At 73.8% G+C, this 14,788-nt stretch carries 14 protein-coding genes; 5 read left to right on the top strand and 9 right to left on the bottom strand.

Annotated features, from left to right (window positions below; genetic code table 11):
* Positions 1-24: 24 nt before the first annotated feature.
* From ABD993_RS25080 to ABD993_RS25070, 3 genes are read right to left on the bottom strand one after another with little or no spacing between them, the layout of a single operon-like run.
* Positions 25-900: an HTD2 family dehydratase gene (locus ABD993_RS25080; RefSeq protein ID WP_345423281.1), complete on the bottom strand. Its 876-nt coding sequence runs from the start codon at positions 898-900 to the stop codon at positions 25-27.
* Between the two features lie 9 nt (positions 901-909).
* Positions 910-2,073, bottom strand: coding sequence for a class I SAM-dependent RNA methyltransferase (locus ABD993_RS25075; RefSeq protein ID WP_345423278.1), 1,164 nt, complete (start codon positions 2,071-2,073; stop codon positions 910-912).
* Positions 2,057-4,123 (bottom strand): APC family permease, encoded by a 2,067-nt coding sequence (locus ABD993_RS25070; protein ID WP_345423275.1) that lies wholly within the window; start codon positions 4,121-4,123, stop codon positions 2,057-2,059. The genes ABD993_RS25075 and ABD993_RS25070 overlap by 17 nt, the downstream gene beginning before the upstream one ends.
* Before the next feature lie 76 nt (positions 4,124-4,199).
* Here ABD993_RS25070 and ABD993_RS25065 point away from each other — a divergent pair, with 76 nt between their 5' ends.
* Both ABD993_RS25065 and ABD993_RS25060 read left to right on the top strand, forming a co-directional pair.
* On the top strand, positions 4,200-4,862 hold the full coding sequence (locus ABD993_RS25065) for a potassium channel family protein (RefSeq protein WP_345423272.1): 663 nt from the start codon (positions 4,200-4,202) through the stop codon (positions 4,860-4,862).
* Position 4,863: 1 nt separating this feature from the next.
* On the top strand, positions 4,864-5,523 hold the full coding sequence (locus ABD993_RS25060) for a potassium channel family protein (RefSeq protein ID WP_345423269.1): 660 nt from the start codon (positions 4,864-4,866) through the stop codon (positions 5,521-5,523).
* A gap of 91 nt (positions 5,524-5,614) precedes the next feature.
* On the opposite strand, the gene ABD993_RS25055 is transcribed toward ABD993_RS25060, so the two are convergent.
* The 4 genes from ABD993_RS25055 to dut form a co-directional block, all read right to left on the bottom strand.
* Positions 5,615-6,415, bottom strand: a complete 801-nt coding sequence (locus tag ABD993_RS25055) for a DUF3159 domain-containing protein (RefSeq protein WP_345423266.1) — start codon at positions 6,413-6,415, stop codon at positions 5,615-5,617.
* On the bottom strand, positions 6,412-6,792 hold the full coding sequence (locus ABD993_RS25050) for an OB-fold nucleic acid binding domain-containing protein (RefSeq protein WP_345423263.1): 381 nt from the start codon (positions 6,790-6,792) through the stop codon (positions 6,412-6,414). The genes ABD993_RS25055 and ABD993_RS25050 overlap by 4 nt, the downstream gene beginning before the upstream one ends.
* A gap of 282 nt (positions 6,793-7,074) precedes the next feature.
* A complete protein-coding gene (locus ABD993_RS25045; protein ID WP_345423260.1) occupies positions 7,075-9,867 on the bottom strand; it encodes a DUF3710 domain-containing protein in 2,793 nt (930 codons plus the stop codon).
* Positions 9,864-10,337, bottom strand: a complete 474-nt coding sequence (gene dut / locus ABD993_RS25040; RefSeq protein WP_345423338.1) for a dUTP diphosphatase — start codon at positions 10,335-10,337, stop codon at positions 9,864-9,866. The genes ABD993_RS25045 and dut overlap by 4 nt, the downstream gene beginning before the upstream one ends.
* 61 nt (positions 10,338-10,398) lie before the next feature.
* On the opposite strand from dut, the gene ABD993_RS25035 reads away from it, so the two are divergent.
* Positions 10,399-10,878, top strand: coding sequence for a DUF3093 domain-containing protein (locus tag ABD993_RS25035; RefSeq protein ID WP_345423257.1), 480 nt, complete (start codon positions 10,399-10,401; stop codon positions 10,876-10,878).
* Positions 10,879-10,968: 90 nt separating this feature from the next.
* On the opposite strand, the gene ABD993_RS25030 is transcribed toward ABD993_RS25035, so the two are convergent.
* A complete protein-coding gene (locus ABD993_RS25030; RefSeq protein WP_345423254.1) occupies positions 10,969-11,271 on the bottom strand; it encodes a DUF4193 domain-containing protein in 303 nt (100 codons plus the stop codon).
* A gap of 283 nt (positions 11,272-11,554) precedes the next feature.
* Here ABD993_RS25030 and cei point away from each other — a divergent pair, with 283 nt between their 5' ends.
* On the top strand, positions 11,555-12,193 hold the full coding sequence (cei, locus tag ABD993_RS25025; RefSeq protein ID WP_345423252.1) for an envelope integrity protein Cei: 639 nt from the start codon (positions 11,555-11,557) through the stop codon (positions 12,191-12,193).
* 12 nt (positions 12,194-12,205) lie between these two features.
* On the opposite strand, the gene ABD993_RS25020 is transcribed toward cei, so the two are convergent.
* On the bottom strand, positions 12,206-13,069 hold the full coding sequence (locus tag ABD993_RS25020; protein ID WP_345423249.1) for an inositol monophosphatase family protein: 864 nt from the start codon (positions 13,067-13,069) through the stop codon (positions 12,206-12,208).
* 320 nt (positions 13,070-13,389) lie between these two features.
* On the opposite strand from ABD993_RS25020, the gene ABD993_RS25015 reads away from it, so the two are divergent.
* The gene (locus tag ABD993_RS25015; protein ID WP_425569132.1) at positions 13,390-14,769 is read left to right on the top strand and encodes an RNA polymerase sigma factor; all 1,380 of its coding nucleotides are present in this window, start codon (positions 13,390-13,392) and stop codon (positions 14,767-14,769) included.
* Positions 14,770-14,788: the final 19 nt, after the last annotated feature.

Here is a 14,788-nt window from a genome sequence, read left to right as displayed (position 1 = left end):
GCGCTCGTGTCACCCGAGCGTCACTCAGGCGTAGGTGAGCGTCCCGGTGATGCTCGGGTCTGCGCCGGGGACGCCGCAGGCCACGTCGTCCCCCTCTGCCGTCGGGGAGGCGGTGGCGACCAGCGGGGAGCCGCAGAAGGCGGGGCGGCGCAGGCGGTACTCGAAGGACGCCACCCGCTCGTCCGGGCTGAACCGGCGGGGCAGCTCCAGGAGCAGCAGGGCCAGCAGCGGGCCGTGCACCACCAGACCGGGGAAGCCCTCGACCTGCGTGGTGTACGGCAGGTCGTGGTGGATGCGGTGGGCGTTGTAGGTCAGCGCGCTCATCCGGAACAGCAGGACCTCGTCCGGGGTCAGCGCGACGTGCGGGCCCACGGGCAGCGGGCCGGGCTCCGGGATCTCCGGCGTGGCGGCTCGCGGGGCGCCCGGCTCCTGCTGCCGGTAGACGACGTCCTGCTCCTCGGTCTGCACCACCTCGCCGTGTCCCCGGTCGACTCCGCACGCTCCGTCTCCGGCGCGGACGTACTCGTGCCGCAGCGTCACGAAGAGCATGTCCCCGGAGCGCCCGGACTTGGGGACGATCGAGGTCAGCGCGCTGCGCCGGGTCACGGTGTCGCCGATCCGCAACGGCTCGCGCACGGTCAGTCGCCCGCCCGCGAACATCCGGCGGCGGTGCGGGATCGGGGGCAGGAAGTGGCCTTCGCGGGGGTGCCCGTCCTCCCCCAGCTCGGCGGTGGCGGGCAGCTCCAGGAAGTGGAACCCCGTCCACAGCGGGGGCAGCTCGGGGCCGGGTGGCGGCTGGTCCAGCACCCCCGCGAACGCCGTGGACGGCGCCGCGGCGAGTGTCTCCGTCAGCTCGACGGGGGTGGGCTCCCAGCCCTGGACATGATCGGCGATGGCCACCCGCCCACCCTACGACCGGGTGAAGAGCGCCACCGACTCCATGTGGTGCGTCATCGGGAAGGCGTCGAAGCTGCGGACCTCCGCGAGCCCGTACCCCCGCGCCGCGAACAGCGTCACGTCCCGCCCCAGCGACGCCGGGTCGCACGCCACGTACACCACGCGCTCGGGCGCGCGGTCGCAGATCGCGGCGACCATCTGCTTCTGCAGGCCCTTGCGGGGCGGGTCCGCCACGACGACCGAGGGATCGGGCAGCCCCTTCACGACCTGCTCCACCCGGCCCTCGCGGAACCAGACCTGCGGCAGGTCCGCCAGGGCCCGCTTCCCGTCCGCGACCGCGGCGGGAGAGGACTCGACGACGGCCACCGAGCCCGTCGGGCCGACCTGCTCGCCCAGCACCGCCGCGAACAGCCCGACGCCGCCGTAGAGGTCCCAGGCCGTGCCGCCGCTCGGCGCCGCGGCCCACTCCCGCACGACGCCCACCAGCGCGTCCGCCAGGTGGGGATGCACCTGCCAGAAGGCCCCCGGGGAGAGGTCCCACTCGCGCCCCGCCGCCCGCTGCCGCGACCGCGTGCCGATCCGCCGCTCCCCCGTCGCGTCCACCGCGACCTCGACGTGCGAGCCCGCGGGCCACGACCGCTCCAGCAGGTCCGGCAGCATCCCCGACGGCGCCAGCAGGCAGTCCGCGATCGGGACCACCTCGTGGCTGTGGTGGGCGCGCAGACCCGCGCGCCCCTCGTCGTCCACCGCGAGCCGGATCCGCTGCCGCCAGCCCAGCGCTCCGCCCGGGAGCTCCTCGACGGAGACCTCCGACTCGACGCCGCCGAGCCGGGAGAGCTGCTCGCGCAGCACCGTCGTCTTCAGCGCCCGCTGGGCCTCGGGCGAGACGTGTTGGAAGTCGCAGCCCCCGCACCCGCCCGCGCGGGCCCAGGGGCACGGTGCCTCCACCCGGTCCGGGGAGGCCACGAGCACCGAGATCGCGTCCGCCAGGCAGAACGAGCCGCCCTGGTCGTCCGTGACCACCGCGCGCACGGTCTCGCCGGGCAGCGCGTGCCGCACGAACAGCACCCGCCCCTCGTGCCGGGCCACGCAGTGTCCGCCGTGCGCGACGGCCCCGGCCTCCACCTCCAGCACGCGGTCGGTCCAGTCGAGCGTCCTGTCAGCGGACCGGGTCACCGGTGTCCTTCCGTGGGCCGTCGCGAGTGCTGTCCCGGCGGGGTGCCTCACCGGGCAGCTGCTCCATCGACGGGTACCCGCGGCGCGACGCCCCGGGCGCGTAGTGCGGCGACAGCGGCCGGGCGGCCGCCGACGAGTCGAGCTGCCACGGCACGCTCGTGACCATCACGCCGGGCTGGAACAGCAGCCGCGACTTGAGCCGCAGCGCGGACTGGTTGTGCAGGATCTGCTCCCACCAGTGCCCCACCACGTACTCCGGGATGTAGACGGTCACCACGTCCCGCGGGTTGTCCGACCGGATCCGCTTGACGTAGTCCAGCACGGGCCGGGTGATCTCGCGGTACGGGGACTCGACGACCTTGAGCTTCACCGGGATCTTCCGCTTGCCCCAGTCGGTCATCAGCCGCTTGGTGTCCGCCTCGTCCACGTTCACGGTCAGCGCCTCGAGCACGTCCGGCCGGGTGGCGCGGGCGTAGGACAGGGCCCGCAGGGTGGGCTTGTGCAGCGTCGACACCAGCACGACGGCGTGGTTGCGGCTGGGCAGCACGGTGTCCGTCTCGTCCGCGACGAGCTCGGCGGACACCCGGTCGTAGTGCTTCTGGATGGTCACCATGAGCGCGAAGAACGCGGCCATCGCGACGATCGTGATCCACGCGCCGAGGGTGAACTTGGTGATCAGCACCGTGATCAGCACGAGCCCGGTCATGATCGCGCCGAACCCGTTGATCGTCTGCGAGCGGCGCATCCGGCGGCGGTCGCGCTGGTCGGTGGTCCCCGCCAGCTCGCGGTTCCAGTGCTTGACCATGCCCGCCTGGCTCAGCGTGAACGACACGAACACCCCGACCGTGTACAGCGGGATCAGCCGGGTGACCTCCGCCTGGAACCCGATCACCAGCACCACGGCGAACGCGGACAGGACCAGGATGCCGTTGGAGAAGGCCAGCCGGTCGCCGCGGGTGTGCAGCTGCCGGGGCAGGTAGCGGTCCTGGGACAGGATCGAGCCCAGCACCGGGAAGCCGTTGAACGCGGTGTTGGCGGCCAGCACCAGGATCAGGGCCGTGGTGATCACGACGAAGAAGAAGCCGGGCCGGAAGCCGGAGAAGACCGCGTCCGCCAGCTGGGCGATCATCGTCTGCTGCTCGTAGCCCGCGGGCGCGTCCGGGAACTGCCGGCCCGGGTCCTCCGCGATCTGGACGCCGCTGAGCCGCCCCAGCGCGATCAGCCCCATGATCATCGACACCGAGATCATGCCCATGATCAGCAGCGTGGTGGCGGCGTTGCGGGACTTCGGCTTGCGGAACGCCGGGACGCCGTTCGAGATCGCCTCGACACCGGTCAGCGCCGCGGCCCCCTGGGTGAACGAGCGCAGCACCAGCAACACCAGCGCCAGCCCGGTGAAGGTGTCCCCCTCCGCGACCAGGTGCAGGTTCGAGCTCGCCGTGACGACGTCCTGGCCCAGGATCAGGATCCGGGTCAGCCCCCAGAGGATCATCGTGCCGACGCCGAACATGAACAGGTAGACCGGCACCGCGAACGCCGCGCCCGCCTCCCGGATCCCGCGCAGGTTCACCGCGGTCAGCGCGGCGATCGCCACCACGGCGAACCACACCTTGTGCTCCCCGACGAACGGGATGAGCGCCCCGATGTTGGCCGCGGCGGCGCTCACCGACACGGCGACGGTGAGCGTGTAGTCGACGAGCAGGGCGCTGGCGACCGTGAGCCCGGCCTTGCGCCCCAGGTTGACCGTGGCGACCTCGTAGTCGCCGCCGCCGGACGGGTAGGCGTGCACGTTCTGCCGGTAGCTGGTGACCACCGTGAGCAGCACGACGATGACCGCGAGCCCGATCCACGGCGACAGCGCGTAGGACGCCAGCCCGGCGACCGACAGGGTCAGGAAGATCTCCTCGGGCGCGTAGGCGACCGAGGACATGGCATCGGAGGCGAACACCGGCAGCGCGATCCGCTTGGGCAGCAGAGTGCTGTGCAGGCGGTCACTCCGCTGGGGACGGCCGACCACGATCCGCTTGAGCGCGGTCCCGAGCTTGGGCACGTCGCGCAGCCTATGCTCCCGGCTGCAACGGTTCGCGACAGCGTTCCCCCGAGACGGACCCCGGAGGGCCCACCCGATGTACGTGGTGATCATGGGATGCGGCCGGGTCGGCGCATCCCTCTCGGCCGGGCTGGAACGCCTCGGGCACGAGGTGGCCGTGATCGACCAGGACGTCCAGGCCTTCCGCAGGCTGGGCACGGACTTCCGCGGCAGGCAGGTCGTCGGCTTCGGCTTCCACCGCGAGGTGCTGATCGAGGCGGGCATCGAGAAGGCGGACGCGTTCGCCGCCGTCTCCTCCGGCGACAACTCCAACATCCTCTCCGCCCGGGTGGCCCGCGAGACCTTCGGCGTGGAGCGGGTGGTCGCACGGATCTACGACGCCAAGCGCGCCGCCGTCTACGAGCGGCTGGGCATCCCGACCGTCGCCACGGTGCCCTGGACCACGGACCGGTTCATGCGGATGGTCCTGCCGGACGGCGTCGCCACGGCCTGGCGCGAGCCGGCGGGCACCGTCGCGATCCTCCCCCTGCCGCTGCACGAGGACTGGGTCGGACACCCGATCAAGGAGCTCGAGGAGGCGGCGTCGTGCCGCGTCGCGTTCATCGTGCGGTTCGGCACCGGGGTGCTCCCCACCCGCGACACGGCCGTGCAGGCCGAGGACACCGTCTACGTCGCGGCGGTCTCCGGGACCGTCTCCGACGTCACCGCCGCGGCGGCCGCTCCCCCTTCGGAGGCATGAGATGAGAGTCGCGATCGCCGGGGCCGGGGCCGTCGGCCGGTCCATCGCCCGCGAGCTGGTGGAGAACCGGCACCAGGTCATGCTGATCGAGCGGGACCTCTCCCACATCGACCCCACCTCGGTGGAGGAGGCGGAGTGGGTGCACGCGGACGCCTGCGAGCTCCAGTCGCTGGAGGACGCAGGCGTCGAGAGCTGCGACGTCGTCATCGCCGCCACCGGGGACGACAAGGTCAACCTGGTGGTCTCACTGCTGGCCAAGACCGAGTTCGGGGTGCGCCGGGTCGTCGCCCGGGTGAACGACCCGCGCAACGAGTGGCTCTTCGGCGAGAACTGGGGCGTGGACGTCTCGGTGTCCACCCCGCGGCTGCTCGCGGCGCTCGTCGAGGAGGCGGTGGCCGTCGGCGACCTGGTCCGGCTGATGACGCTGCGCCAGGGTCAGGCCAACCTGGTCGAGGTCACGCTGCCCGCGGACACTCCCCTGGCCGGGCGCCCGGTGCGGGACCTGAAGCTGCCCGCGGACTCCGCGCTGGTCACGATCCTGCGCGGCGGGCGGGTGATCGTCCCGCAGCCGGACGACTCGCTGGAGCCCGGGGACGAGCTGCTCTTCGTGGCCACCGTGGCCGTGGAGGAGGACATCCGCTCGGCGGTGGTGGGCGGCTGAGCGGCCCGTACTGCTTCCTGCGCCTGCACGAACGGCACTCTTGTGCGGTAGGTCCGCACAAGAGTGCCGTTCGTGCAGGCGAGGGAGCAGGTCAGGACGCGGTCTGCGCGGGTCGCTCGGCGCGGCGGACGGCGAGGACCGTGCCCAGGATCGCGACGCCGATCAGCGGGTAGCCCATCGCCAGCCGGGCGATGCCCAGCCAGGTCTCCTCGTCCGCGTTGTACAACCAACCCTGGACGACGAGCCGCGCGGCGAACACGAGGGCCCACAGCGCGCTGGCCCACGAGTACGCCCTCAGCATGCGGGGATTCCGGCGCCAGCCCTGGCCGTGGCCGTTGATGCCGTGCCAGATCACGCCGGCGAGCGGCCACCGCACCGCGATCGACACCAGGAACGCGAGCCCGAGTGCGGCGCTGTAGAGCAGGCCGGGCAGGTAGAACCCGCGAGCCTGGCCGGTGCGGTAGGCGATGAACGCGCACACGCCGACGCCGACGAGCCCCGAGATCGCCGGCTGCAGCGGCTGCTTCCGGACGACCCGGAAGATCGCCACGCCGACGCCAGCCACCAGGGCGGCGATCAGCGCGGGCTGCAGGTCGAACAGGACGTTGGCGACGATGAACACCGCGATCGGCACCGTGGACGCCACGATGCCGGAGACGCCGCCCATCTGCTCCATGAGCGTGGGCATCGACCGCTCCGTGCCCTCGGCGGGCTCGTCCGGCTCGTCCGTGGCGGGCTCGATCCGCTGGGTCGGCCCGGTCGGCACGGGGCCTGCGGCGGGCACGACGGGGATCGGTCCGGTCGGCGAGTCGTGGTCCGCCGGCGCGCCGGCCACCCGCGGGATGTGGGTGGTCGGCGTCGACTCCGGGTCCGCGCCGGGGCCTGAGGTCACTGGGCCTGACAGATCTCGTAGTACGGGTTGTACAGCACCTTCTGCCCGTCCTTGACCGAGATCCGGCCGCGGACCCGCATCGTCCGACCCGGCTCGATACCCGGGATCCGGCGTCGACCCATCCAGACCAGCGTCACTCCCTCGGTGCCGTCGTACAGCTCCGCCTGGAGCTGCGCGGCGCTGTCGTCCTCGGGGCAGAACTCCACGCTCCGGAGGCGACCCTGCATGGTCACCTCCTGCCCGCACGCGCAGTCGCTCGCGCGCTGCGCCCCGGACTTCTCGGAGGTCTCCGAGAGGTCGTCCGCGTCCAACACGTCCACGTCGCTGGTGAGCTTGCGAAGCATGCGGCGGAACGCCCCACTGTCCGTGCTGCCCATCTCTCTCCTCGGCTGCTCGGGCGCGGGCCGTCTCCGTTGATCCGGCCGCCGCCCGTACAAGGGTAACGCTCGGGAAACCGGATGTGTGCCCCTCACCGAGTGCCGTGACCTCGAACGAGTGACGTCCGTCGCTCCCTTCGGTGAGCGGCCCCCCGGCAGCGGTGACGGACACTGGGCCGAAGGGCTGACGAGCCGGTCGCGGCCCGGATCCGCCCTGTTCACACGGTGGTACCGCTCGGCGACGCGCCGAGTGGCGGCGTGACGCTGCTCGCACCTGCGCGGCTACTCGCCGGGCCTGCGGTGCCTGCCCTGGCGGGCCGGGGCGAACAGGGTCATCGGGTCGGCGCCGAGGAACGCGAGCGCGGGCTGGGTGCCCGGGCCGACGGCGTGCCGGGACGAGGGATCGCCCTGCTCGCCCTGCTCGGTGACCGGCTCCACCGCGGCCTGCTCGGCGGTGTCCGCGACAGCGGGGTCGCGGTGCCTGCCGCGGCTCGCGCTCGGCGGCCCGACGGGGTCCGCCCGGCGCTCCCGGCGCGGCCTCGGGTCGCGGTCCACGCCTCCGCCCGGCTCGCCGAACTCGGCGGCCCAGCGCTCCCGGGCCTCGATCTCGGCGAGCTCGGCGGCGCGGCGCACGGCCCACTCCCGTGCCTCCTGCTCGGCCTGTCGACGGGCGCGCTCCTCGCTGGCGGCGAAGAGCTCGTCGAACCGGCTGGGTTGCGCCGGCTGCGGGGCGGGGCTCTCGGCCAGGGCGCCCGGCGCGGGCTGGGCCGCGCCCGCCCACGGCTCGCCGGTGTACGCGGCGTAGGCGGAGTAGCCCTGCTCGGGCCGGGCGGGCGCCTTTCGGTCGACGGCCTCGTACCCGTCCTGCGGCAGCCCGGAGACCCAGGGGTCCGCCCCCGCCCACGGGTCCGCGGGCGCGGGCCCGGCGACGGGCGTCCAGCCGGTCGCGGGGTCGTAGGTCCAGGACCGCCCGTTCGTCGCGGCCTCGGCGGTGCCGGACCAGGAGTCCCCGGTGTCGGCGGGCGCCGGGGCGCCGTTCCGTGCGGCGCCCCCGTCCTGCCCCGCGACCCCGCCCTGTGCTGCCGGGCCGTCCTGAGCGGCATGGCTGTTCTGCTCCGCGAACCCGCTCTGCGCTGCGAACCCGCTCTGCGTAGCGAACCCGTTCTGCGCGGGGCGGTCCGGTGCGACGACACCGTCCTGGGCGGCGTGGCCGTTCTGTGCGGCGTGGCCGTTCTGTGCGGCGAACCCGTTCGGGGCGCCCTGGCCGCTCGGGACGCCCTGGCCGTTCGGGGCGAGCCTGCCGTGCTGGTCGGTGTGGCCATTCCAGCCCGCGAACCCGTTGTGGCCGACGAACCCGTTCCGGGCAGCCGCATGGCTGTCCGACGCGGAGAAGCCGTTCCTGCCGGCGTGACCGTTCGGCGCACCCTCGACGGCGTGACCGTTCGACCCGGCGGAGCCGTTCTGAGCGGAGCCGCTCTCAGCGGACTCGGTCGGCGCGGCGGAGCCGTTCGGCGCGGCGGAACCGTTCGGCGCGGCCAAGCCGTTCGGGGGCGTGGTGTCGTGCGGGCCCGTGGCGTTCGCCGGCACGGGGTGGCCGCCCGAGAGCCCGCTGTTCGGCGCGGGTCGACCCGTGCCGACGCCCGGGCCCGGCCTGCCGGCCGGGAACGGGGGCCGAGGCGCCTCGGGGCCACCCTGCGCGGTCCGACCGGGGACCGGGTACCCACCGGAGACCGCAGCGCCGGGGGCCGGGTGGCCGGCGGAGACTGCCCCACCGGGGACGGGGTGGCCGCCGGAGACGGGGCCGTTGCGGTCACCGGCGGGTGGCTGGGCCCCGGAGCCCGCGGTCGACCATCCCGTGCGCGGGCCGCCGACCTGCGGCATCGCCGTGGTCTCGGCGGGGTCCGGAGCCGGGCGGGGGGCGGGCTGCGCGGCGCGGCCGCGAGCGGCCACGGGCATCGCCCGGGTCTCCCCCGCATCGGCGGCGAGCGGAGCGTGCGTGGCGGGGAGCGCGGGCATGGCCTGCGTCGGCGCCGGATCGGCGGACGGCACCGGGCGCGCGGCGGGACCGCGGGGCGGCACCGCACCCGGTGCGGGGTACGTCGGCGCGCCGCCGGCGGGCGTCCCGGGACCGGCGGAGGGCCTGACCTGGGCCGGGAGGGGCCGCGATCCCGTGGTGGGCCCGACGGGCGCACCGGCGGGACCCGCGGGGACCACGCGGGTCCGGTCGGGGGCCTGCGCCGCGGCCGCAGGCGTCTGCGCGGCGACGGAACGGGTCTCCTCCGCGGCGGGCGCGGCCGGGGCTCCGGCGGCGGTGGTGTCGGCGGTGGTGTCGGCGGAGGTGTCGGCGGGCTCGGCCGCGACCCGCGTGCGCAGGGTCAGCGTGGCCTTCGGCGGCCCGGCCTGCTCGGCCGCCGCGGCGTCCGAGGGATCCACCAGGGCGGAGGGCAGGGTCAGCGGCAACACGGTCCGCGGCGGGTACGGCGACTTCCCGCGCACGACGATCGTGCCGCGCAGCATCCGACGCAGCTCGGCGTCCAGCCGCGGCTGCTCGGCCGACGGCCCGGAGGCGACGCCGTAGACCATCCACCGCTCGCCGTCGATCCCGACGAACACCGAGGTGGCCTTGTCGGTCGTGGCGAACAGCTCGCGCCCCCAGACGCCGGTGAGCGACCTCACCTGGGCCCCGGCGTCCGCCAGCGACTGCTCGATCTCGGCGCAGAGGTCCGCCCAGAGCCCGGTGGTGCGCGGCGCGGCCAGCGCGGACAGCGACAGCCTGCCACCCGGCATGGTGACGTGCACGGCCTGCAGGCGGCCGCCCGACGTCGGCTCCACGGCGACGGTGCCGGTGGGCGGGATCGGTACCTGCACGGCGCCGAAGTCCATCCGGGCCAGCGCGTCGGTCATCTCGGGGTCGAGCATCGCGACGTCGAACGGGCCGTGGTCCGGCCCGTCGTACTCGGCGTCGTACTCCTCGTCGTCGTCGTTCTCGTCGTCGTAGTTCTCGTCGTCGTAGTCCTCGACGTGGTCGCCCTCGTACTCGAGATCCTCGAGTTCCTCGCCGTACCGCACACTCACAGCCCGTCACCTCCCAGCCGGTCGTGCCCGCCCGTCGAGCCGTGCCCCCCACTACCCCGTTCGGACGCAGGGAGCTCGGCCACCTCGACGAATCGAGCCTGCTCCACCTGTTGAACGACCAACTGGGCTATTCGGTCACCCTTACGGAGTATCAGCTGCTCACGCGGGTCATGGTTGATCAAGCTGACCTTGATCTCGCCGCGGTAGCCCGCGTCGACCGTCCCGGGGGCGTTGACGATCGACAGCCCCGCCCGGTGGGCCAGGCCCGACCGTGGGTGGACGAGCCCGACGTAGCCGTACGGCAGCGCGATCGCCACGCCGGTGCCGACGAGCGCGCGCTCACCGGGGGCGAGCGTGACGTCGGTGGACGTGACGAGGTCCGCTCCCGCGTCGCCCGGGTGGGCGTAGCTGGGCAGCGGGACGTCGGGATCGAGACGGGTCAGCTGCACGGTGACGGGCGGCGTGACCATCGGCTCGTGCGGGGGAGCATCGATCGGGCCGGGCACAACGGGCGACGTTACAGTCGGTCCCGTGAGCGAGCATCCGACGACCACCGGTCCTGCGACGTCCGGCCGTCCTGGGTTCGACGAGCGGTTGCGGACGCCCTTCTGGTGGTTCCTCTTCGCCGCGGGCGTCGCGGCCCTCCTCGGCGCGGAGATCCACATGGGATACCCGGGCGTCCGGTCGTGGATCGGCTACGCCGTGCTGATCCCGCTCGCGCTGCTGGCCGTGTGGCGGCTGGGCAGCGTGCGGGTGCGGGTCGCGGACGGCGAGCTGGTGGCCGGGGACGAGCGGATCTCCCTGGAGCACGTCGGGCGCACCCAGATCGTGCCGAAGAAGCGCAAGCAGGACGCGATGGGACCCGAGCTGGACCCGATCGCCTTCGTCCTGCACCGCAGCTGGATCGGGCCGGTGGTGCGCATCGAGACCACCGACCCGGCGAGCCCGGTGCCCTACTGGGTCGTGTCCAGCCGCCGGCCGGAGGAGCTGGTGGCGGCGCTGGGGCGCTAGACCACGCGACGGGCGCCCGTCGCGCTGCGGGCACGACGAAGGGCGCCCCGAAGGGCGCCCTTTCACGTCGTTCGGTGCCGCCGCGTCGGATCAGGCCGCGCAGTCCCGGCAGATGAACAGGTTGCCCTTGGTCTCCGCCAGCCTGCTGCGGTGATGCACCAGGAAGCAGCTGCCACAGGTGAACTCGTCCGCCTGCTTGGGCAGCACCTTGACCGTGAGCTCCTCGCCCGAGAGGTCCGCCCCCGGGAGCTCGAAGCTCTCCGCCGTGTCCGTCTCGTCCACGTCGACCGCGGACGACTGTGCCTCGTTCCGACGGGCCTTGAGCTCGTCGAGCGAGTCCTCGGCCAGGTCGTCGGCCTCGTTGCGCCGCGGAGCGTCGTAGTCCGTCGCCATTGTTCCCACCCTCGTTCACTACATCTCGTCTGAGCGGTCGTGCCGCTGCACAACGTCCAGGCCGCCGGGGATGTGCCCGGTCCCGGAGTGACGCCGGTCTCACCCGGTTCGCGCAGCGTCCGCCCCGCCGTCGCCCCCGTCGGCGCGCAGAGGGTAGCTGAGGCTTCCACGGGCCGCCGCTCGGCCCTCCCCTGTGGTCCGGCGGGCCCGCTCCCGTGTCGTCCGCGTGCCGCGCGCGGCGGGCGGTTAGGGTCGTCCCCGTGTCGGGACAGGGGGCGGTGTGATGGCGGGTCTGCGGCCCTACCGGCGACGGCGGCTGCGGCCGGTGGTGGTCACGGTGTCGGTGCTCGCCGTCATCGCGGCGGCCACGTGGGTCACGGTCTTCGTCCGGTCCGGCGCCGACTCCGGCGTCGCGGCCTGCAACCCGCCCGCGACCGGCTCGGTGGGCACGGTCCTGGAGGCGGGCTCGCTCGACGCCGTCTCCCCGGCCCCACCGGGCGGGGTCCGGACCACCGTGCTCAACGCGGGCGGCCAGCGCGGCCAGGCCAACCTGGTCGCGGCCCAGCTGGGCGACCTCGGGTTCGCCCAGGCGGCGAGCCCGGCCAACGACACCGTCTACCCGAACGGCGACCTCGAGTGCTCCGGCCAGCTGCGGTTCGGCCGGGGCGGCGAGTCCGCGGCGGTGACCCTGCAGCTCGTGCTGCCCTGCATGGAGCTGGTGCGAGACGAGCGCGGGGACGACACCGTGGACGTCGCCGTCGGGACGGCGTTCACCGACGTCAACCCCGGTCGGGACGTCCGAGACGCGCTCGAGCAGCTCGGCGCCCCCGGTTCCGGTGAGGACGGCGAGGGCGCCCGGGTGGCCGCCCCGCAGCTCGACGCGCAGGTCCTCGCGAACGCCCGGGAGACCGCACGCTGCTGAGGACCCCGCTCCTCAGACCTCGGCCGCGCCCGCTTCGCTCAGCGCCTCGACCAGCGCGTCCGCGACACCCGGCGTCGCCACGACGGTGATCTCCCCGCCCAGCTCCCCCGCGTGCTCCCCCGCCCTCCCGGACACCGCGACCACGCGCGCGCCCGCCTCGGCGGCGATCAGGGCGGCCGCGGCCCAGTCCCACCAGCCGAGCCCGTGCTCGACGAAGGCGTCCGCCCGCCCGGCGGCGACGCCGCACAGCTCGAGCGCGGCCGACCCGTTGCGCCGCAGGTCGCGGACCTGCGGCAGGAGCCGCCCGATCATCGCCGCCTGGCGCCCGCGCCGGGTGGCGTCGTAGGCGAACCCGCAGCCGAGGAGGGCCAGCGACAGGTCCGTCTCGTCGGTGACCCGCAGCGGCTCGCCGTCGCAGGTCGCGCCCTGTCCGGCGGCGGCGCTCCAGACGCGCCCCGAGGCGGGCTCCACGACCGCGCCCGCGACGGACACCCCGTCGACGACGGCCGCGACCGACACGGCGAACCACGGCAGCCCGTAGAGGTAGTTGACCGTGCCGTCGATCGGGTCGACGACCCAGCGCGCCGCGGCGGCGTCCCCCGCGGCCTCCTCGCCGAACACCGGCTCCCCCGGGCGGAGCTCGGCGAGCCGCGTCCGGAGGAGGTCCTCGATCTCCCGGTCCGACGCCGTGACGACGTCCGTGGGGGTGCTCTTCGTCGTCACCGCGCCGGACTCGCGCGGAGCCGGCAGAGTACGGAGGTGTGCGGCGGCCTCGTTCGCCACGCGCTCGGCGACACGCCGGAGCTCGGCGATCTCGGCCGCCGTGGGCAGGAGTGTCGGGCTCGTTCCGGGGACGCCGGTCGGGCGGGGGCTCATGTCCCCCATCCGACCACAGTCCCCTGGTCGGATGGGGGTTTCGCCGGTCACCCGACATGCGGTAATGGGCTCCGGGCGGCGGCCAGGGGGCGAACTGAACCGATGCGGCCGGGCAGAAGTGCGATCGGCCGGCGAGCATCGCCCGCGCACGTCGTTACAATGTCCAGGGAACCCCACCCCCGGGACGCGCGCCGACCCCACGAGAAACGACGGCGACCGGCGAGGCGAGGGACCATCTGAAGCCGGCCGGACCGACATCTGCGCATCAGCGCCGCACTCGGGTTCGGCGGACCGCAAGCGCACGCAGCGAGAGGGCCTAGGTGGCAGCCGCAGACTCCGCAACCCGAACCGACTCGACCGTGGACGATCCCGCAGCCGCGAGTGGGCGCGCCGCGGGCATCGCCACGAAGTCGAGGCCTGCCCGTCGCGCGAAGCCCGGGGCAGACAAGCCCGCGGCGAAGACGAAGGCGTCCCCCAAGAAGAAGTCGACCTCCGCCGAGGGCGACGACGAGGCCGTCGACCTCGACGACGGCGAGGTCGAGCTCGAGGAAGTCGAGATCGAGGACATCGAGGAGGACACGGCGGACGACGCCGCGACCGACTCCGACGACTCGGACGACTCCGATGACGACGACGATGAGGACGAGGAGCCCACCAACACCGGTGCCAACCGGCGGGCCCCGACCACGCGCTCGTCGCAGCAGAAGTCGACCGAGTTCGTGTGGGACGAGGAGGAGTCGGAGGCACTGCGCCAGGCGCGCAAGGACGCCGAGCTCACCGCCTCCGCCGACTCGGTCCGCGCGTACCTCAAGCAGATCGGCAAGGTCGCGCTGCTCAACGCGGAGGAGGAGGTCGAGCTCGCCAAGCGCATCGAGGCCGGCCTCTACGCCGCCGAGCGCATCCGCCGCTCCGTCGAGGCGAACGAGAAGCTCTCGCCGCAGCTGCGCCGGGACCTGCGCTGGATCGTCCGGGACGGGGAGCGCGCCAAGAACCACCTGCTCGAGGCGAACCTCCGGCTCGTGGTCTCGCTGGCCAAGCGCTACACCGGCCGCGGCATGGCGTTCCTGGACCTGATCCAGGAGGGCAACCTCGGCCTGATCCGTGCGGTCGAGAAGTTCGACTACACCAAGGGCTACAAGTTCTCGACGTACGCCACATGGTGGATCCGGCAGGCCATCACCCGCGCGATGGCCGACCAGGCCCGCACCATCCGCATCCCGGTGCACATGGTCGAGGTCATCAACAAGCTCGGTCGCATCCAGCGCGAGCTGCTCCAGGACCTGGGCCGCGAGCCCACCCCGGAGGAGCTCGCCAAGGAGATGGACATCACCCCGGAGAAGGTGCTGGAGATCCAGCAGTACGCCCGGGAGCCCATCTCGCTGGACCAGACCATCGGCGACGAGGGCGACAGCCAGCTCGGTGACTTCATCGAGGACTCCGAGGCGGTCGTCGCGGTCGACGCGGTGTCCTTCACGCTGCTGCAGGACCAGCTCCAGTCGGTGCTGGCCACGCTCAGCGAGCGCGAGGCGGGCGTCGTGCGGCTGCGGTTCGGCCTCACGGACGGCCAGCCCCGCACGCTGGACGAGATCGGCCAGGTCTACGGGGTCACCCGGGAGCGGATCCGGCAGATCGAGTCGAAGACGATGTCGAAGCTGCGCCACCCGTCCCGGTCGCAGGTCCTGCGGGACTACCTGGACTAGCGGTTCTCCTCGACGGCGG

This window comes from Pseudonocardia xishanensis (assembly GCF_039541715.1).
Lineage (GTDB): Bacteria > Actinomycetota > Actinomycetes > Mycobacteriales > Pseudonocardiaceae > Pseudonocardia > Pseudonocardia xishanensis.
This window is presented reverse-complemented; position numbering and strand designations above follow the sequence as displayed.

Bases quoted from the DNA above. Each gene is read 5' to 3' on its own strand.
- ABD993_RS25030 (WP_345423254.1), bottom strand. From the start codon at position 11,271: ATGGCGACGGACTACGACGCTCCGCGGCGCAACGAGGCCGACGACCTG.
- ABD993_RS25065 (WP_345423272.1), top strand. From the start codon at position 4,200: ATGTACGTGGTGATCATGGGATGCGGCCGGGTCGGCGCATCCCTCTCG.
- ABD993_RS25060 (WP_345423269.1), top strand. From the start codon at position 4,864: ATGAGAGTCGCGATCGCCGGGGCCGGGGCCGTCGGCCGGTCCATCGCC.
- dut (WP_345423338.1), bottom strand. From the start codon at position 10,337: ATGGTCACGCCGCCCGTCACCGTGCAGCTGACCCGTCTCGATCCCGAC.
- cei (WP_345423252.1), top strand. From the start codon at position 11,555: ATGGCGGGTCTGCGGCCCTACCGGCGACGGCGGCTGCGGCCGGTGGTG.
- ABD993_RS25020 (WP_345423249.1), bottom strand. From the start codon at position 13,069: ATGAGCCCCCGCCCGACCGGCGTCCCCGGAACGAGCCCGACACTCCTG.
- ABD993_RS25050 (WP_345423263.1), bottom strand. From the start codon at position 6,792: ATGGGCAGCACGGACAGTGGGGCGTTCCGCCGCATGCTTCGCAAGCTC.